The sequence below is a fragment of the Erwinia sp. genome (assembly GCF_031978025.1).
In the GTDB taxonomy this organism is placed as follows: Bacteria; Pseudomonadota; Gammaproteobacteria; order Enterobacterales; family Enterobacteriaceae; genus Erwinia.
Window position 1 is genome coordinate 13,976 of the sequence record NZ_DALZCD010000008.1, and the last position, 17,411, is coordinate 31,386.

The 17,411-nt window shown below is 53.9% G+C and carries 17 protein-coding genes; 8 read left to right on the plus strand and 9 right to left on the minus strand.

The features are described from left to right. Positions 1 to 55: 55 nt before the first annotated feature. Entirely contained in the window at positions 56 to 1,513 is a 1,458-nt protein-coding gene (locus RTK32_RS01375; protein ID WP_312041746.1) for an aspartate aminotransferase family protein, read from the minus strand. A 4-nt stretch (positions 1,514 to 1,517) separates the two neighbouring features. Continuing rightward, a complete protein-coding gene (locus RTK32_RS01380; protein ID WP_312041747.1) occupies positions 1,518 to 2,909 on the minus strand; it encodes a diaminobutyrate--2-oxoglutarate transaminase in 1,392 nt (463 codons plus the stop codon). A 547-nt stretch (positions 2,910 to 3,456) separates the two neighbouring features. On the opposite strand from RTK32_RS01380, the gene RTK32_RS01385 reads away from it, so the two are divergent. Next, positions 3,457 to 3,921: a hypothetical protein gene (locus RTK32_RS01385; RefSeq protein WP_312041748.1), complete on the plus strand. Its 465-nt coding sequence runs from the start codon at positions 3,457 to 3,459 to the stop codon at positions 3,919 to 3,921. Positions 3,922 to 4,067: 146 nt separating this feature from the next. Next, complete coding sequence (locus RTK32_RS01390; RefSeq protein WP_409451051.1) at positions 4,068 to 4,955, plus strand: benzoate transporter; 888 nt, start codon at positions 4,068 to 4,070, stop codon at positions 4,953 to 4,955. Positions 4,956 to 4,966: 11 nt separating this feature from the next. On the opposite strand, the gene RTK32_RS01395 is transcribed toward RTK32_RS01390, so the two are convergent. Together RTK32_RS01395 and RTK32_RS01400 are read right to left on the minus strand one after the other, a co-directional pair. Continuing rightward, a complete protein-coding gene (locus tag RTK32_RS01395; RefSeq protein WP_312041750.1) occupies positions 4,967 to 5,371 on the minus strand; it encodes a cupin domain-containing protein in 405 nt (134 codons plus the stop codon). Next, entirely contained in the window at positions 5,368 to 5,580 is a 213-nt protein-coding gene (locus RTK32_RS01400) for a hypothetical protein (RefSeq protein WP_312041751.1), read from the minus strand. The genes RTK32_RS01395 and RTK32_RS01400 overlap by 4 nt, the downstream gene beginning before the upstream one ends. A gap of 218 nt (positions 5,581 to 5,798) precedes the next feature. Between RTK32_RS01400 and RTK32_RS01405 the strand changes: the two genes are divergently transcribed. Then, entirely contained in the window at positions 5,799 to 7,865 is a 2,067-nt protein-coding gene (locus tag RTK32_RS01405; RefSeq protein WP_312041752.1) for an FUSC family protein, read from the plus strand. Here the strand turns inward: RTK32_RS01405 and RTK32_RS01410 are convergent. Together RTK32_RS01410 and RTK32_RS01415 are read right to left on the minus strand one after the other, a co-directional pair. Further along, positions 7,845 to 9,182: a D-serine ammonia-lyase gene (locus tag RTK32_RS01410; protein WP_312041753.1), complete on the minus strand. Its 1,338-nt coding sequence runs from the start codon at positions 9,180 to 9,182 to the stop codon at positions 7,845 to 7,847. The genes RTK32_RS01405 and RTK32_RS01410 overlap by 21 nt on opposite strands. 108 nt (positions 9,183 to 9,290) lie before the next feature. Continuing rightward, positions 9,291 to 10,379: an NADH:flavin oxidoreductase gene (locus RTK32_RS01415; RefSeq protein WP_312041754.1), complete on the minus strand. Its 1,089-nt coding sequence runs from the start codon at positions 10,377 to 10,379 to the stop codon at positions 9,291 to 9,293. A 102-nt stretch (positions 10,380 to 10,481) separates the two neighbouring features. Here RTK32_RS01415 and RTK32_RS01420 point away from each other — a divergent pair, with 102 nt between their 5' ends. The 3 genes from RTK32_RS01420 to yajD all read left to right on the plus strand — a co-directional run bounded on the left by RTK32_RS01420 (position 10,482) and on the right by yajD (position 12,655). Beyond that, entirely contained in the window at positions 10,482 to 11,354 is an 873-nt protein-coding gene (locus RTK32_RS01420) for a LysR family transcriptional regulator (protein ID WP_312041755.1), read from the plus strand. A gap of 67 nt (positions 11,355 to 11,421) precedes the next feature. Continuing rightward, positions 11,422 to 11,982 (plus strand): YtfJ family protein, encoded by a 561-nt coding sequence (locus tag RTK32_RS01425; protein WP_312041756.1) that lies wholly within the window; start codon positions 11,422 to 11,424, stop codon positions 11,980 to 11,982. A gap of 325 nt (positions 11,983 to 12,307) precedes the next feature. Continuing rightward, on the plus strand, positions 12,308 to 12,655 hold the full coding sequence (gene yajD / locus RTK32_RS01430; protein ID WP_312041757.1) for an HNH nuclease YajD: 348 nt from the start codon (positions 12,308 to 12,310) through the stop codon (positions 12,653 to 12,655). An 87-nt stretch (positions 12,656 to 12,742) separates the two neighbouring features. Here yajD and RTK32_RS01435 read toward each other — a convergent pair whose 3' ends face one another. Further along, on the minus strand, positions 12,743 to 13,516 hold the full coding sequence (locus tag RTK32_RS01435) for a hypothetical protein (RefSeq protein ID WP_312041758.1): 774 nt from the start codon (positions 13,514 to 13,516) through the stop codon (positions 12,743 to 12,745). A gap of 551 nt (positions 13,517 to 14,067) precedes the next feature. On the opposite strand from RTK32_RS01435, the gene RTK32_RS01440 reads away from it, so the two are divergent. Then, positions 14,068 to 14,571: a DUF1543 domain-containing protein gene (locus tag RTK32_RS01440; protein WP_312041759.1), complete on the plus strand. Its 504-nt coding sequence runs from the start codon at positions 14,068 to 14,070 to the stop codon at positions 14,569 to 14,571. Between the two features lie 98 nt (positions 14,572 to 14,669). On the opposite strand, the gene RTK32_RS01445 is transcribed toward RTK32_RS01440, so the two are convergent. Together RTK32_RS01445 and RTK32_RS01450 are read right to left on the minus strand one after the other, a co-directional pair. After that, positions 14,670 to 15,137, minus strand: coding sequence for a helix-turn-helix domain-containing protein (locus RTK32_RS01445; protein WP_312041760.1), 468 nt, complete (start codon positions 15,135 to 15,137; stop codon positions 14,670 to 14,672). Positions 15,138 to 15,411: 274 nt separating this feature from the next. Continuing rightward, positions 15,412 to 16,308: a polysaccharide lyase family 7 protein gene (locus tag RTK32_RS01450; RefSeq protein WP_312041761.1), complete on the minus strand. Its 897-nt coding sequence runs from the start codon at positions 16,306 to 16,308 to the stop codon at positions 15,412 to 15,414. A gap of 413 nt (positions 16,309 to 16,721) precedes the next feature. Between RTK32_RS01450 and RTK32_RS01455 the strand changes: the two genes are divergently transcribed. Next, a complete protein-coding gene (locus RTK32_RS01455; protein WP_312041762.1) occupies positions 16,722 to 17,174 on the plus strand; it encodes a GNAT family N-acetyltransferase in 453 nt (150 codons plus the stop codon). Positions 17,175 to 17,411: the final 237 nt, after the last annotated feature.

Consider the following 17,411-nt stretch of genomic DNA (forward strand, 5'->3'; position numbering starts at 1 on the left):
GATTAAAAAAGCCGGTAACGGGCGTTACCGGCTGTTATTCGTCCGGGACGAATAATTATGCGAGAGAAGCTGCCGTGCGCTCCACCAGTGCCAGCAGAAGCTTGATATCTTCCAGCGTCACGGTTGGGTTCAGCAGCGTCATCTTCAGGCAGGTTACGCCGTTGTGTTCGGTCACGCCGACGTTGGCGCGTCCGGAATCCAACAGCGCATCGCCAATTTTCTGGTTTAGCAGGGCGATTGCCGCATCGTCGCCCTGTTGCGGACGGAAGCGGAACAGCACGCTTGCCAGCTGCGGCTCCATCACCAGCTCCAGCGCAGGCTGTTCGGCAACCCAGGCCGCAACCTGCTGCGCCAGCGTCACGCCGTGATCGATGATTTCGGCATACTGTTTCTGACCCAGCGCTTCCAGACCCATCCACATTTTCAGCGCGTCGAAACGGCGCGTGGTTTGCAGGGATTTGGACACCAGGTTCGGCACGCCCTGAGCCTCGTCAAATTCAGAGTTCAGGTAAGCCGCCTGATAACGCATCAGCTCATAGTGACGCGCTTCTTTCAGCAGGAAAGCGCCGCAGCTGATGGTCTGGAAGAACTGCTTGTGGAAGTCCAGGGTAATGGAATCCACCTGTTCGATGCCGTCCAGATAGTGACGATACTTTTCAGAAAGCAGCAGCGCGCCGCCCCAGGCCGCATCAACGTGCAGCCAGGTGTCGTTTTCTGCTGCGATCTGTGCAATTTCACGCAGAGGATCGATAGCGCCCGCGTCGGTGGTCCCCGCCGTAGCAACAATAGCCAGCACTTTCTCGCCGTTAGCTTTCGCCTGCGCCAGCTTGTCAGCCAGATCGGCCGTATCCATGCGCGCAAAGCGGTCCGTTTTCACCAGCGTAACGGAGCGGTAGCCCAGGCCCATCAGCGCCATATTCTTCTGGACGGAGAAGTGGGCGTTTTCAGAGCAGAATACTTTGATCTTACTGAGATCGCCCGGCAGACCATCCTGCTGGACCGAGTGGCCCTGACGCGCAAAGAAGGCATCGCGTGCCAGCATCAGGCCCATCAGGTTGCTCTGGGTACCGCCGCTGGTGAACACGCCCGCATCGCCAGCCTGATAGCCGACCTGTGCGCGCAGCCATTCAATCAGCTTCATCTCAATGATGGTGGCTGAAGGGCTTTGATCCCAGGAATCCATGCTCTGGTTCGTGGCGTTAATCAGCACTTCTGCGGCCTGGCTAATCACCAGGCTAGGGCAGTGCAGATGCGCCACACACTGTGGATGGTGCACGGAAAGACTGTCTTTCAGGAAATATTCGATTGCGCGCTCAATGGCGACCTGGTTGCCCAGGCCCTCCGTCGTGAACTCCAGCGCGATACGTTCACGCAGCTCGGCTACGCTTTTGCCCTGATACATCTCAGGCTGTTGCAGCCACTGCACAACGGCCTGGCTGGTCTGGGTAATAGCCTGCTGGTAGGCATCGGTGCTTTGCGCCGACGCGGCCAGAATAGGGTTGGACCGGGACATCAACTTACTCCGCAGAAACAGGATTAACGCCGGCAGCAACCAGGGCGACTTCAAATTTATCCAGGAAAATCCCCAGCTCTTCATTGCTGATCAGCAGTGAAGGCAGCAAACGCAGCACGCAACCGTGACGGCCGCCGCGTTCCAGGATCAGACCGGCTTCAAAACATTTTTTCTGCAGCAGCGCGGAAAGTTCGCCGTCGGCCGGGTAGCAACCCATATGATCCTGTGGCTGATCGGGTTTAACGATCTCAATACCCAGCATCAGGCCCAGACCACGCACGTGGCCGATAACCGGATAACGCTTCTGCATTTCGGCCAGTTTTGCTTTCAGCCATTCGCCCTGTTCGGCAACTTTATCGGCGATATTGTTGTCTTTCAGGTGACGCAGGGTGGTCAAACCGGTTGCCATTGCCAGCTGGTTGCCACGGAAGGTGCCGGTGTGATGACCTGGTGCCCAGGCATCGAACTGCTTTTTGATGCCCAGCACGGCCAGCGGCAGACCGCCGCCTACGGCTTTTGACATCACGATGATGTCCGGCTCGATACCGGCGTGTTCAAAGGCAAAGAACTTACCGGTACGCGCAAAGCCAGCCTGAACTTCGTCCAGAATCAGCAGAATGCCGTGCTCCTGAGTCACTTTACGGATGCGCTGCAGCCACTCGATCGGTGCCGGGTTCACGCCACCTTCGCCCTGAACCGCTTCCAGGATCACGGCGGCAGGTTTACGCACGCCGCTTTCCACGTCGTTGATCAGGTTTTCAAAGTAGTAGGCCAGCGCCTGCTCACCCGCCTTGCCGCCGATACCCAGCGGGCAACGGTACAGGTGCGGATAAGGCATAAACTGGACTTCCGGCATCATGCCGTTAACGGCTTCTTTCGGTGACAGGTTCCCCGTTACCGCCAGCGCGCCATGGGTCATGCCGTGGTAGCCACCGGAGAAGCTGATAACGCCGGTGCGGCCGGTGTATTTTTTCGCCAGCTTCAGGGCGGCTTCAACGGCGTCAGCGCCGGAAGGGCCGGTGAACTGCAGGCAGTACTCTTTGCCCTGACCTGGCAGTAAAGAGAGCAGGTAGGCAGAGAATTCATCTTTCAACGGCGTCGTTAAGTCAAGCGTATGTAACGGCAAGCCACTGGTAATGACATTTTGGATGCTCTGCAGCATATCAGGGTGGTTGTGGCCAAGCGCCAGCGTACCTGCACCGGCAAGGCAATCAAGATATTGATTATTCTCAACATCTGTAATCCAGACTCCCTGTGCTTTAGCAATGGCGAACGGCAGCTTACGCGGATAGCTCCGCACGTTCGATTCATATTCAGCCTGACGGGCTAAAAACGCTTCATTGTTTCCTGATGAATGTGCACCAAAATTATCAATACGGACTTTATCCGTCATCATATCTCTCCTACAACCAGGGGTATAAATAACGCCGTGGTTGAAAAAATGGATTAAAAGTGTGAGCGCTGTAAAAAAGCGCGGCCAATATAGGACTTTTCAGCCCCCGACTCAATCATTAATTTTGATAAGATTATTTTAATTTTTCCCCATAGTAATCAACGCGTTGTTGATTTTCTGGCCCGTTATCTGCGTGGCTCTTTTTTAACATTTTTCCAACAAAGCACAAAAAAAGCCTTTTTGACGGCCTTTTGTCGCGCACAAAACGCGAAAAAGCAGGGCATCACAGACCGCCTTAACCCATTTGGCCGCTCACGCGATAACGGGCTCTTCAGCTAAATAAGCGCAGCGGTAACAGGTTGCCGCTTCGTTTATAAATTTTTGAGGAAAATCTTAAACAAAATAAAAAATACGGCTTAACCCGCTGTTTTTAATTATAGAGCACACCAGGCCGGGACGATAATGAAACAATTTTCTCGCCGTGAGCTAAATAATGGTCTGTACTCAAATTAAATAACGCGGGCTTACAATTTGAAATGGGAGTGCGGAAATGAGCAATCTGTTAAATATCAACGCTGATGAGATCGTGACCCTTTTCCGCAAACATTTTCCGGATCTTCCGGAGAATATGGAAGAGAGCGTCAACGCCATTCTGGTCACCGAACCGCCTCAGGAGGTCAATGCAGAGATCACGCTTTCAGGGCAGGGCGAAGATCATCTGGTGAACTGCCAGATTCTTGAAGGCTACAACAACACCTGTACCAGCAAGGCCGTACCGGCTATTTTTCCCTTACAGCTTGCCAGCACCGGCACGCTTACCAGCGCGGACTATCCCGGTTTATTTCAGGATACCGCCTGTTTTTACCTGGCCGCTAACCTGGCGCTCACTGGCGTTTTATTTTATGACGAGGCAAAACGGCAACTATTGGGGCTTTATACAGGATCGGCCATTGCCTCGGATGACAGCGTGTCATTTGTTCTGGCAGGCGGCTGGCACTCGAATACGGCGGATTAAAGGATGCCGTTTTAGCTATTGCGTCATCAGGATGGCGCAATACATTTGCTTACAGCTGTCTACGCTTTACTGACAAATTGCTGTAGCGCCACGGACTTTTCTGATAATTTAAGCCCCAGTCTTTTTAAAATATGGACATTGTTACAGTGATTTATGACTGCTTTTTATACTATGACGAAGATATGCTACTGGAGCTACGCCTTAATACGCTCCATAAGCATGTGGATAAATTTGTTATCGTCGAGTCCCTTTATACCTTTACCGGGAAAAAGCGCGAGCGGCTGCATTTTGATATAGAAAAATTTGCGGCCTTCAGGGAGCAGATTATTTATGTCATTAACGATCGTGAGCCGATTATTCATCAGCAGGCATTTTACTCGAACAGTTCTCTGGTCAAAGCCGGGGAAACCGATCCCTGGCAGAATGAAAGCGATGCGCGTAACGCTATTATGCAAGGGTTAACGGCCGCAAAGGATGAAGATATCATTATTGTGTCCGATGTGGATGAAATTCCCCGTCCCGAGGCGCTTGCTCAGTTCAGCCATAAACACCTTTGCACCACGCTTTATCAGCCGTTCTACAATTTCAAATTCAATTTGCAGGTTATGAACGATGACGATACGCCGCGCCTGTGCAAGCTCCCTAAAATAGTGACGTACAAAAACTTGAAAGGCTTTTTTCAAGGACAACCTGAATTGTTGCGTAACGTGAAACGCAAGGGAACGCCGATTCGCGAAAGTTGGCTACGTTGGAACCTGTTGAAATGGCGTACCAAAATTGTTCAGCAAGGGGGATGGCACTTCTCATGGGTCATGACGGATGAACGTATCGGTGAAAAGATGTCGACTATCTCTCATACCGAACACGATCGGCCGGAATTTAATAACCCCGACCATATCCGCCATTGCGTAGAGAATAATATTGATATCTGGAAACGCCCCCGCAAAATGAAAATAGTCCCGGTTGATACCGATCATATGCCGGACTGGCTGGTAGCCAATAAAGCGCGTTTCCAGGCTTTTATCAAAGAGTAGCGGCGCGGGATTTATGCCTGACCGCGGTATTGCTCATCGGTGACTTTTTCAAGCCATTCCACGACGCTGCCATCCTGCGCTTCCTGAATAGCGATATGGGTTAGTGCCGTGCTGGCACTGGCACCGTGCCAGTGCTTTTCAAACGGCGGGATCCAGACAACGTCCCCAGGACGGATTTCGCGCGCCGGTTCGTCCCAGGTCTGCACGTAACCAAAGCCTGCGGTAACAATCAGCGTTTGGCCCAGCGGATGCGTATGCCAGGCGGTGCGTGCACCAGGTTCGAAGGTGACGCTGCCGCCGCTGGCACGGGCAGGATCTTTGGCTGCAAAAAGCGGATCGATGCGTACCGTGCCGGTAAACCACGCTTCAGGACCCGCATACGAGGCCTGAGTACCACATTGATAAATATCAGTCATAAATTTTCTCCTGAAGTAAAGCGCCAGACAGCCATGCTATCGGGCGGCAGTGGCTTATAACAGTAAGGCAAAAGCAGCGGCGAGATAAGCCCGCAAATCCGAATGACCTGATGAGTTTTATTCATAAACAGGCTGTGTAAAGCGCCCTTCGGGTAAAAGGGCGGAATTAAAGCGACATCTTTTTTACTACGGCCGGGCTGTTTAGCCATCCGTCCTCAGATACCGCACAAAAGGCGATAATTTTTTTGCCTGAAAAAACGCCAATTCTGCCGCTTTATTCGCCATTTTTAGCTGTTTTTGAAGAGATTTACTTACTAAATCATTTAGTTAAGTCATTAATAATTTGTAGTACTAATTGGCAGGCGGCGGCGTCAACCTTCTGGCAGGATACGCATCCACGCAATGTGCATCCGGTTCAATAATTTCCATGAAGTGGTTTACCCGAAACGCGGTACTTTTCTCCGCTAAAACCTGTCTGGCCGCCTTTCTGGCACTGTATATTTCGCTTGAACTTAATTTTGAAAAACCTGCCTGGTCGCTGACGACGGTATTTGTGGCTTCACAGCTCTATTCCGCCGCCACCATTTCCAAATCGATCTTTCGTCTGCTGGGCACGGTGCTGGGTGGGCTGTTTATTTTTCTGATTTATCCGGAAACCGTACAGTATCCGCTGCTGTTCAGCCTGTGCGTCTCGCTGTGGGTGGCCATCTGCCTTTATCTTTCACTGCATGACCGCACGCCAAAAAGCTATATCTTCATGCTGGCAGGCTACAGCGCCGCCATTATGGGGTTTCCTGGCGTGGTATCGCCGCTCTCCATCAGCGATATCGTTATCTCGCGGATTGAGGAGATTACGCTGGCGATTATTTGTAGCAGCCTGGTACACCAGCTGATCCTGCCTGTTTCCATGCGTAGTCTGCTGGAGCAGAGCGTCAGCGTCTGGTATCTGAATGCGCAGAAGCTGTGCCACGAACTGATTACGGTCAGGCCAAAAGATAAGTCGCTGGCGCGGGAAGATATCCTGATCCAGATGGCAAACTATCCGGCCAACGTAGAAACGCTGATTGTCCATTGCGTTTATGAAGGCGATGCGGCGCGGAAACTGATCAGGCTGGTCAGCGTACAGTACCATCACCTTTCGTACCTGATCCCTACACTGACCGCTATCGAAGCGAGGCTAAGCATTCTGGCCGAACAGCAAATCCTGTTTCCAGAGGAAGTCACGGACGTCTTTGCTCATTTTATTAGCTGGCTTAACCGGGGAGAAATCACAGAGACGGCAGAAATGCAGCAGCAGCTTGCCGTGACCCAGACCCTGCTGAAATGGCGCTGGCAGAATGGGGTACTCGCGACGGAGGAGAGCATTTTACTGATGGGGCTGCTGGAGCGGCTGGCAGATTTTGTGCGGATCGCCGGCGCTTATCAGAGCGTCAGCGTACTGGTCAGCGATCTTTCCGGCGATACCAGCCTGGCGAGAGCGTCGCGAGCGGAACGCCATATCGATAATGGCTTGCTGCTGCTTTCGGCCGCCACGGCTTTCCTGGCCACCTTTATTTCCAGCCTGTTCTGGATCGGCAGCGGTTGGGCCGACGGCGCCACGGCGCCGATGATGGCGGCCATTGTCGCTTCCTTTTTTGCCAGCATGGATACGCCGCTGGTGCCGATGAAAAGATTTATCAAAGGCGTATTTATCGCGTTGGCAATCAGCCTGTTTTACGTGGCCTTTTGGATCCCCCAGGCGACGACCTTCCAAACCCTGCTTCTGATCCTGACGCCAGGGTTACTGCTGCTGGGCCTGGTTATCGCCAGACCCTCAACCAATCTGATCGGCATCAGCGTGGCAACGCAAATCCCGGCTTTTTTAGGCATGACTCACCACTTCACGCCCAATCTGACCGGCCTGATCAATACGGCCGTCTCCTCGATGGTGGGAATTATTGTGGCGGTGACCATCACGGCGCTGATCCGCAACAAGCGACCTTCCTGGACCGCTAAACGCACGCTGCGTAAAGGCCTGCGCGATCTGCTGAGGCTGGTGAAAGAGATTGAGCGGAATGGCTCCTCGCTGCTGGGGCGGCAGCATTTTGTGGTGCGCATGCTGGATCGGGTCAATATAATCCTGCCGCGCATGCGTCTGGATCCGCACCCCGACCTGGTGTCGGGCGGTAATTTGCTGACGGAAGCCTGGCTCGGCGCTAACTGCTATGACTACTATGCTCGTCACCGTGACCTGCTGGAAAGCTACCATCTTGACAGTGGGCAGATGTTTCACGAGCTGGGATTGTTTTTAAAGCGGCGCATGAAGTCGTTGCAGACACAGCCGCATCAGCATTTGCTGGAGGAGCTGGATCTGCTGCTGCTGAGACTGGAAGCGCTGGCGGTGAAAGACGAGGCTCTCTTTGCGCCCCTGTTTTATCTGTTTAACGTCCGGCTGTCGCTTTTCCCGGGGCAGCGCTGGCCAGACAGCGCTTTATTAAAAACGCTCCGGCGTTAAGTGCAGTTCACGGCGGCCAGTCGCCAGATAAGCCTGCATCTCGTCTTCCGGCACCATTCCGCCGCCGGTCGCCCATACCAGGTGCGTGGCCCGGGCCATCGTCTCCGCGCTGAGGCGATGGCTTGCCAGATAGTCGGCGCTAAGGCGTTGTGGCCCGGCCATACCGGCCAGCGCTGAAGGTTCCAGGCAAATATTTTCGGTGGTGGCCAGCGCGGCAAGCAGGCGGTACATCGTTTCATCGCTGAGCGTATAGCAACCGTCGATCAGCTGCGCCATCGCCCGACCAACGAAACCGGAGGCGCGGCCTACCGCCAGGCCATCCGCTGCCGTTTTATTATCCAGACCGATATCGGCGACAGAAACCGCCTCGTGCAGCCCCGTACTCATCCCCAGCAGCATACAGGGCGAATGCGTCGGTTCCGCAAAGAAGCAGTGAACGTCATCGCCAAAGGCCAGCTTCAGACCAAAGGCAATACCGCCAGGCCCGCCACCTACGCCGCAGGGCAGATAAACAAAGAGCGGGTGCGCGGCATCTACGGTTCTGCCCGCCGCCTGAAGCTGCGCGCGCAGGCGCAACCCCGCCACGGCATACCCCAGAAACAGGGTGCGGGAGTTTTCGTCATCAATAAAAAAGCAGTGTGGATCCTGCTCCGCCTCGCGACGTCCCTGCGCTACGGCTACGCCGTAATCCTCTGCATACTCCACCACGCGCACACCGTGTGAGCGTAACTTCTCTTTTTTCCAGGCGCGCGCATCGGCAGACATATGCACCGTAACGTCAAAGCCCAGCGTGGCGCTGATGATACCGATAGAGAGGCCCAGGTTGCCGGTTGAGCCCACGGCAATACGCTGCTGGCCGAAAAATTCCCGCAGGCGTGGCGACAGCAGAAGTCGGTAATCCGCCTCTTCTGTCAGTAGGCCTGCGGTGATGGCAAGCCGTTCCGCGTGGGCAAGCACTTCATAAATGCCGCCGCGCGCTTTAACCGAGCCAGAAACAGGCAGATGGCTGTCTTTTTTCAGCCACAGCGCGCCGGGAATAGCGCCTTTTTCCGTCGTCGTCAGCCACTGCTGCATGGCGGGGATAGCGACAACCGGCGATTCGATAATGCCGCCTGCCGCTGCGGTTTCGGGAAAAGCCTGTGCTAACAGTGGCGCAAAGCGCTGTAGCCTGGCTTCGGCTTCTTGTGCGTCCTGCCTTGTCAGGCCAACATGCTTTAACCCTTGTTCCGCCGGGGCGGCATGAGGGTTAAACCAGGTGATGGCTTTTAGCGTTTGAAGCTGGCTTACAACGGGGTGCTGCAGGAAGTTATCTGACATGGCGGCAGGTTGCTCAGCAAAGAGAAGGGCGCATGGCAAGCTACACTCACCGACACGCAGGGTGTGGATGAGTGTAACTTTCTCTTTCCGAATGGGAAAGGTCAGGCGTTAGTATTCGTCTTCCTTGATATTGGCCAGCGGAGCCAGAACCGTGTCCGCCAGCGGGCGCAATGCTTCGCCCTGACGCACGCGGTGCGGCCAGTCGTGGTTAGCCAGCGCGGCTTTCCCAATGGCAACGAAATCCGCCCCTTTAGCCCGCTGTTCTTCAGCCCGCTCACCGTCGTCCAGCCCACCGTTAGCCATAATCACCGTATCCGGCGCACCGGCTCGCGCCAGTTCCACCAGCGAACGCGGGTTATTGTCAAACGCGGGCAGCCAGGCTTTGTATTCCGTTATGTGGATATAATCGACGCCCGCCTCCTGCAGCAGGGCAAACACCTTCAGCGCGCCCGCTTCGCCTTCCTGCCATTTGTGCTGAAAGTCGTTTACTTTTCCCTGCGAAATACGTACGCCCAGCATCGACTCGCGGCCAATTCTGTTACGGACCGCGCGAATAACATCCAGCGTCAGGCGCAGGCGATTTTCGATTGTGCCGCCCCAGGCATCCGTACGCTGGTTTTGATAGTCGGTAAAAAACTGATCGAGCAGATAGCCATTGGCGGCATGAATTTCCACACCGTCGAAGCCCGCTTGCGTAATAGCACGTTCGGCGCTGTCGGCAAAGTGGGTGACTACGTCCTCAATCTGCTGCTGGCTCATCGCCTCCGGTACCGCGTAATCACCTTTGCCATAATAAAAAGCCAGCTGCTGGCCGCGCGGCTTAATGGCGGAAGGGCCGATGGTGGTGGTGCGATGAATATTCGCCTGGGAAAGTGCGCCGCCGTGGATCAGCTGAGCGATCACGACCGAACCGGCTGCTTTTACTGCTTCCGTAACGGCGCGCCATCCTGCTACCTGCTCATCACTGACGATGCCGGGCTGATAAGCGTAGGTCTGTGACCAGGCACGATCGATATAAAGGCCTTCGGTGATGACGCCGCCGAATCCGCCCTGCGCGAAGCTGGCGTAGTAGCGCTGTACGATCTCGCCGGGCACGCCCGTTTCTGAAGCGGATATACGCGTCATCGGCGCGACAAGGATCCGGTTTTTAAAGTCGGTACGGTTAATCTGGCCTGCTTTGAACAGCAAAGGATGCATAATGTTTCCTGACGATAAAGGGTGACAGTATTCAGTATAATGGATGGGATGCCGCGGCATAACGGGCGGAAAGTGACTATATGCATAACGGAAATCGTTATAATGAATCTGAAAGACGTTGAGATTTTTTGCACAATCGTGGCGGCGGGCAATCTGACCAGGGCGGCACGGATTCTGGGATCGACCGCCATGACCGTTTCTCGCCGACTGGCGCTGCTGGAGAGCGAGCTGGGCGTTCGGCTACTGCAGCGCACCACGCGCGCCGTCTCGTTGACCAGCGAGGGCGAAGAGTTTCTGCCCTACGCGCGGGCGATGGTCGAAGCCGAGCAAACGGCAAAAAATATGTTCAGCGCTGGCACAACGGGGGCTTTCGGACTGCTACGCCTGACCGCGCCGTCCGGCTTCGGCAGACGCAACGTTTTGCCGCTGCTGCCCGAGCTGATGGCCACTAATCCGCAAATGAAGGTCGAGCTGAACCTGAGTGAAGATGCCGTCGATATCGTGGCGCAGGGCTATGACATTGCCATCCGCATTGCGCCGCTGCGTGACTCCCGGCTGGTGGCGCACAAGCTGGCCGAGAACCCTCGAGTTCTGTGCGCCTCGCCTGCTTATTTACAGTCGAAAGGCGTGCCGGGGACGTTGGCGGAGCTGAAAAATCACGCCTGCCTGCGGCTGGCGGCGCTGCCGTGGTGGCTGTTTGAAAATCAGAGCGGCGCGGTGAGCTATACGCCGGATGCCCGCTTCAGCTGTAGCAGCGTGGAAGGGGTGCGGGAGATGTGCGTGGCTGGCGCGGGCATTGCGCAGCTGACCGTGCTGGACATTCGGGAAGAAGTGGCGCGAGGCGAGCTGGTAGCCTTAACGCTTGATGAGATGACCATGCCCGCGCTGGCCGTCTGGGCGCTGTTGCCCACACGGCGCTATACGCCGCGCCGGGTGACCGCTTTTCTTGCGGCGTTAAAACAGTCGCTTGGCTGAGAAACGGCTATGGTTAAGGGGGTCAGCCTCGTCGATTCGGCCCTGTACACGTTTTTGCGGAGAAAAAATGAAGCCCGTTTTGTTTGCTCTTTTGATGGCCCTCAGCGCCAGCACCCCGGCCAGCAATATTGTCCTCAATCAGCGCGTACCCGCTACCGGCGTGGCCATTCAGGGGGAGCTAATCTGGCAGCAGCAGCACGTGACCGAACGGCCGTGGAACAGCGCCAGGCTTAACGGCAAAGTGCGCGTACTGCTGCATATGGCTGGAAGGATTTCGGCCAAAGACCAGAACGCCGCGCTGATTGACGCGCTGAGCAAGGCGAACTTTCCGCACGATCGCTACCAGACTACCACCATTGTGGACACTGACGATGCCATTCCGGGTAGCGCGGTATTCGTGCGGGCCAGCCTGAAATCGGCCAAAAAGGCCTCTCCCTGGTCACAGTTCATTATCGACGGGCATGGCGTGGTAAGACAGGCCTGGCAACTGAAAGCGGGTGGATCGGCGGTAATGGTGCTGGACAGCGAAGGGCGAGTGCGCTTTGCCCGTGAGGGTGCATTAACGACCGAGGAAAACCAGCATGTGATAGCGCTGCTGAAAGACTTGCTCGATTTACCCGCTTCCTGAATTTTATCAACGGCATATGTTATGGCATCAGCCTGCCATCAGCCATATTTACCTGAAGCTGGCCCCTACAGGCAGGCGTGATCGAAATGTTATCGCTGCCGGACGATAGGCAGCTACCGGGAAAAGAGGTATAAAGCAGGCAGGCAGGGGGAGACAGTGATCTGCGCGGAAAATAAGCAGCCCGCTTAACGGGTAGCCCTGAAGCCTGAACGCCAGGCAAAAAGACCCGACGCGCCTCCGCTTACGGAGCGCAGCCGGAAAAGTCGTTAACACACTGGCCCGCCTGCAGAAAATTTAAAACACTTTATAACGGGTATTATCGAAAATGGCTTTGATCCCAAAAAACTATGCGCGGCTGGAAAGTGGCTATCGTGAGAAAGCATTAAAAATCTATCCCTGGGTATGTGGACGCTGCTCGCGAGAGTTCGTTTACTCGAACCTGCGTGAATTAACCGTGCACCATATCGATCACGATCATACCAATAATCCGCCAGATGGCAGTAACTGGGAGCTATTGTGTCTGTATTGTCACGATCATGAACATTCAAAATATACCGAGGCTGACCAGTACGGTACTAATGTCGTGGCGGGAGAAGATGCGCAGAACGATATTGCCGCAGCAACGTACAGCCCTTTTGCCGATTTGAAATCGATGCTCAATAAGAAAAAATAAACGCGAAGATGCCCGCTACGGGAACCGTTGTGGTTTATTTTACGCTTTAACGGCAGACGCCGTCGGCACTTTGCCGACGGCGTTTTGTTATTCAGTGACGGTTACGACCTTCATTGCCGGACGCTGTGGCAACAGCCAGAGAAACGCGATGATGACCAGCGCCAGCGTTAATGAGGCACTATAGCGGCTTAGCGCCAGTCCACCCGCTGCAATCGGCTTATCCAGGAAGTCACCCACCACCGCACCCAGCGGCCGGGTCAGGATAAAGGCAGCCCAGAACAGCGCAGTACGCGAAAGAGAGGTAAAGCGGCTGGCGGCCCAGATAATGGCCAGTGCGCCAACAAACAGCAGGATCCCACCATCATAGCCCAGCCCTTCGCTGTCGGCGGTCCAGTCACCCAGCGCGGTACCCAACGTCTGGGAAAACATAATGGTCACCCAGTAAAAGGTCTCCGTTACCCGGTTGTTGACGGAACTGACCGCGATGGTGCCGCAGGTTACCCGCCAGAAAAGAAGCGAAAGTACCAGCAGCGTGCTCAGCAGCAGGGTACCGCCCAGATAACCTATTCCCAGCGAGCGATCGGCAAAATCTGCCAGCGTGGTACCGACGGTCGTGGTGGCGACAACGGTAAACCAGTAGACCCACTTATTGAAGCTGTCGCTTTTGAGCTGCACAACAACAGCGACTAAAAAGAAGACGGTAAAAATCAGCGTACCGGTAAGGTAACCCAGATTCATTGACATGGTCACCGCATCGCCCCCGGTTTCCCCCAGGGTGGTGGCGGCAATCTTGGTTAACCAGAAAGCCGCGGTGACAGCAGGCACTTTACTCAGGGACAAAGAGGCGATCTTGTTTTGCATGGGTACGCTCCGGAAAGGCCCACTATGGGCCAGTACAGGTATAATGTTATCGGATTAATCTTAAGGAAAGATGAAGCGAAGGGCATCTGAAGGAAAATTTTTGGCTGGCCATTAAATAGGGGTTTTTAATTTAACTTGTTGTTTTAGTTTTATTTTTTATTATGGTGCGGGCGTTTTGTCATAAGGAGTGGCGTACCTATTCGTTAGTAAGCGTTTTGATTGAGGCTATTCAGGTAAAAAAAAATCATTAAGTTTATAACCCTTCTTTATAGTCACGATGGCACGCTTGTCGTGATGGTGTTTCTGAGCCTTATCACATTGCGTATTTGCTGCCTGTTTACGGCGATAATATGGACCCCATTCACCACTGCCCCGGATAACGGTCATCAGTGACGCTTTATTACGGACAGGGCGTGGCTCGGGCGAATATTGAATCCCGTGCTCCAGGCAAAAACGTCCTGGGTATCATCCCGACGCAATGTCAGCAAATTGAGGTTAACATCGTTGTGTAGTTAAATACGTAGCGGCGCGGGTTTTAAACAAGAGGTCTGATGAATCTTTATATGTTTTACGTCGGCGGCAATGCTGGCAAATCAAATATTGAAGTGCATGACATCCAGTTTGTCGCGGCCAGTAAACCGAAAGAGGCCTGGCCTGCTCTGCGGGAAGCGTGGTTTGGCGACAGCGATAAAATTCATATTGACGGCTATAGCCGTATAACGTGGGCAGACGGTTATGCGGTCACCCTCTCTGCTGAACCGCCTCAATCTGCGGAAAAATTATATTTTGTGAATGCCGGAGGTTACCGGCCGGACACATTAGCAGAGCTGCACGAGTTCGATCTGTTTGTCGCCAAAAGCGCCCATCAAGCTAAAAAGAGGGCGCTTAAAACGCTGCTCTGTGGCGTTGATCATCAGCATAAGGATGATCTAAAGGATGTTGACGATTGCCTGTTACTGGAAAAAGTAGGGGGCTTGTTTATTCATCTGACTCCCTGTGCTGCTGGCCAGCGCGATAAACCAGAGTGGCAGGGCTATCAGCCGATAGGCCTTTGACCCTGCACAGACAGGCAGATTGATCCAGCACGCTCTCGATAGATGAGGCCAGTGGGCAAGAGGGAATAAAAAAGCCTCACTGACTGATTAACCGGGCATTATTTGCGCAGCAGATGGTGAAGCCTTTTTTGCTGCCATTTGCTAATCAGTTCGCTAAATAAAAATATCCTCAGGCCCCGCATGGCGAGCAACGCAAACCAGATAGCTGCCACCCATAACGACCAGTGGCTGGCGGGAGACGTAAAGCGGTTAAGCGTAAACAGAAGAAGGCAGACGACGAACGCCGTCATGACCGAGCGGTAAAACCGGCCTTCCTCGGCCACCCGGTTTCTCGTCTCGGTAATTCGCTGATCGAGCGCACCGTCTCCCACATTTTCCGGGCTGGAAAGATCCGTAACGCTTACCTCAAATACAGCCGCTAAGGCGCTTAGCGTTTCCAGGCCAGGTCGTTCGCCCCTCTCGATGCGCTGCACGGTTCGCGTACTCAGGCCGGATAATTCAGCAAGCTGTTCCTGCGACCAGGCTCGCTTAAGGCGCAGCGCCCTGAATTTGTTTGTGTCACTCATTGATTATCTCCTCAGAGTCAATTGGCCATGAACAGTGTGACTAAAGCCACGCCACATCACCACGATCGGAACTTGACAGCCACCTGACACCAGCCTGACAGTCGCCTGATCAAGCACTTGCACGACCTGGCTGAACGGATAATCACCCCCCTGATTCACGCCGATACGGCGCTGGATTCCTTGCATTTTCCGGACTGTTTATGCTGAGTTTGCCCATGGTGGCCATATACCGATGACCGTGAGGGGGCGGAGGGAGGACCATGGGCAAGTCGGCTTACTTCAGCTGGGCTTTAATGGCCGCTGTCTTGACGTTCAGGGCATAACGGGCATCGGCATTTTCTACAGCTTTAATACGCGTCGAGATATCGTTCAAAACGAGCTTTGCAGCACTCAAATCGATGGTTCCTGACCGGTAATCCTGCAACAGCTTGTCCAGCTCGGCGTCCAGCTTCGCGGCCTGGTCAGGCGGAACCACAACAGGCGCTTCACCCGCATAGAACTCATAGATGCGCAGTACGGAGCTGTCGCCAGGCAGCTCGCCTTTAGCCCCCTGCTCAACCTGATTGTACACGCCCACGTGCGGAACATGCGGGCGGGCTAATCGATCCGCAGTGAGAGTAAACTCTTTACGAATAGCCGTTTCTCCATGACCAGACACCACGGTGAGCGTGTTACCTTTGATGCGGTATTCCAGTTCAATAAGCGCCGGGGTGGCGCCGACCGTGGCCACATTGATTTTGTCGGGGGCGGTGGTTTTGTCGGATTGGCGCACGCCTACCTTAATCACACCATTATCGTAGAACCCTTTAATCGTAGGATCATTGCCATCGTCACAGTGTAGCTGCAGCACTACCACGTCGCGCTCGTGGTTCACTTTCAGCAGCTCACCCTTCAGGCGAACGAGGAATTCGGTGTAGTTCTTCAGGAAGACAGGAGCCGGTAATTTAAACTCGGTGCGTGTACGATTCACCGAGCTGGTGGTTGCACCTGTAGTGGGAGCGATAACATCGAAATAATTCTCGCCGCGTCGGATTATGCCTTTGGCTTCCAGGTCAGCCAGTACCGTTTCGACAAGTTCGGCGGACTTGAAGGTACGGGCCGTGTTACCGTCTTGCTTCTTCAGAGGGGTAGTCAGGTCCAGCTTCAAGAGTGTATCCAGTGGTTCAGTCATGCTTCCTCCATGTTAACAAAATACCCACATTGCACGCCTGGTGGCGCTTATGGCAGGCGATGTTGCCTTACGGCAGTTGGATAAGGTCATCCTGTTTACGCAGTTCGACACCGCGGCAAATATCAATCTTACGGCATCGATTGCTGCTTATATACGCCGTCTGCAGCTTATCAGGCAGGCCCTGAATGTCATTCTGCCAAAGGGGGCTGAGAGGCAGCGTTGTCAAAAATCATGTTAGCTTATTTAACGCTTAATCCTGGCTCAGAATATTTAAATGCACGAAAAACAGCAGAGCGGTCTGCATTTTGCTCATCGAAAAAGAATCTTTTAGTACACGAGTTTTCGCGGTGCGCCGAAGAAATTTTATAGTAAATTTGAGTTCCTCCCCCTGTCATAAAGAGATAAATAAAACCATGACCGAGACAATGCGAATCGCAGCGATGAGCGATGCAGAGGCTGTTACAGCACTAACAAGAATGGCTTACGCCAGGTGGGTGCCGGTGATTGGTCGGGAACCTCTTCCCATGAAGGCAGATCATGCTGCGTTCATCAAAGAGCACAGAGTTGACCTTTTGTTCTGTGGCGCAGAGTTGGCCGCGCTCATTGAAACAATTCAGCGCAAGGAAGATATCCTCATTGAAAACGTTGCTGTTGACCCACGTTTTCAGCAACGCGGTTATGGAAGGAGAATGGTGGCTCATGCAGAGCAATTGGCAGTTCAGGCGGGTTTAGCTATCGTCCGGCTCTATACGAACTCGCTGTTTGAAGTAAATCTTCGCCTCTACGCATCATGGGGCTATGAATTTGAGCGCAGTGAAGAACGAAACGGTGGGGTCGCTATCCACATGCTTAAGCGCCTGGTCTAAAGGCTATCTGATGTGAGAGGGTATGTGTGCCAGCTGCCTGAAGGAAAAACTCTGGTTACCCGTAAGGGGCTTAAGGCCAGCAATCTGCAGAAGATATTGATTGAGGCGGGGAGTAGCCAGGCATGGATGAAAATGAACGCAATCCAGATTTCACAACCTGTGAGATAGGGCGTTTTTGCTTAAGCACCTGTAGGGTAACAATCCGACAGGTCTGAAGGGCAGTCACAGGACTTCACT

What these genes read in the sequence shown, in the direction of transcription:
- RTK32_RS01440 (WP_312041759.1), top strand. Translation starts at nt 14,068, where the DNA reads ATGAATCTTTATATGTTTTACGTCGGCGGCAATGCTGGCAAATCAAAT.
- RTK32_RS01420 (WP_312041755.1), top strand. Translation starts at nt 10,482, where the DNA reads ATGAATCTGAAAGACGTTGAGATTTTTTGCACAATCGTGGCGGCGGGC.
- RTK32_RS01455 (WP_312041762.1), top strand. Translation starts at nt 16,722, where the DNA reads ATGACCGAGACAATGCGAATCGCAGCGATGAGCGATGCAGAGGCTGTT.
- RTK32_RS01410 (WP_312041753.1), bottom strand. Translation starts at nt 9,182, where the DNA reads ATGTCAGATAACTTCCTGCAGCACCCCGTTGTAAGCCAGCTTCAAACG.
- RTK32_RS01405 (WP_312041752.1), top strand. Translation starts at nt 5,799, where the DNA reads ATGAAGTGGTTTACCCGAAACGCGGTACTTTTCTCCGCTAAAACCTGT.
- RTK32_RS01380 (WP_312041747.1), bottom strand. Translation starts at nt 2,909, where the DNA reads ATGATGACGGATAAAGTCCGTATTGATAATTTTGGTGCACATTCATCA.
- RTK32_RS01375 (WP_312041746.1), bottom strand. Translation starts at nt 1,513, where the DNA reads ATGTCCCGGTCCAACCCTATTCTGGCCGCGTCGGCGCAAAGCACCGAT.
- RTK32_RS01435 (WP_312041758.1), bottom strand. Translation starts at nt 13,516, where the DNA reads ATGCAAAACAAGATCGCCTCTTTGTCCCTGAGTAAAGTGCCTGCTGTC.
- RTK32_RS01445 (WP_312041760.1), bottom strand. Translation starts at nt 15,137, where the DNA reads ATGAGTGACACAAACAAATTCAGGGCGCTGCGCCTTAAGCGAGCCTGG.
- RTK32_RS01395 (WP_312041750.1), bottom strand. Translation starts at nt 5,371, where the DNA reads ATGACTGATATTTATCAATGTGGTACTCAGGCCTCGTATGCGGGTCCT.
- RTK32_RS01400 (WP_312041751.1), bottom strand. Translation starts at nt 5,580, where the DNA reads ATGGCTAAACAGCCCGGCCGTAGTAAAAAAGATGTCGCTTTAATTCCG.
- yajD (WP_312041757.1), top strand. Translation starts at nt 12,308, where the DNA reads ATGGCTTTGATCCCAAAAAACTATGCGCGGCTGGAAAGTGGCTATCGT.
- RTK32_RS01425 (WP_312041756.1), top strand. Translation starts at nt 11,422, where the DNA reads ATGAAGCCCGTTTTGTTTGCTCTTTTGATGGCCCTCAGCGCCAGCACC.
- RTK32_RS01385 (WP_312041748.1), top strand. Translation starts at nt 3,457, where the DNA reads ATGAGCAATCTGTTAAATATCAACGCTGATGAGATCGTGACCCTTTTC.
- RTK32_RS01415 (WP_312041754.1), bottom strand. Translation starts at nt 10,379, where the DNA reads ATGCATCCTTTGCTGTTCAAAGCAGGCCAGATTAACCGTACCGACTTT.
- RTK32_RS01450 (WP_312041761.1), bottom strand. Translation starts at nt 16,308, where the DNA reads ATGACTGAACCACTGGATACACTCTTGAAGCTGGACCTGACTACCCCT.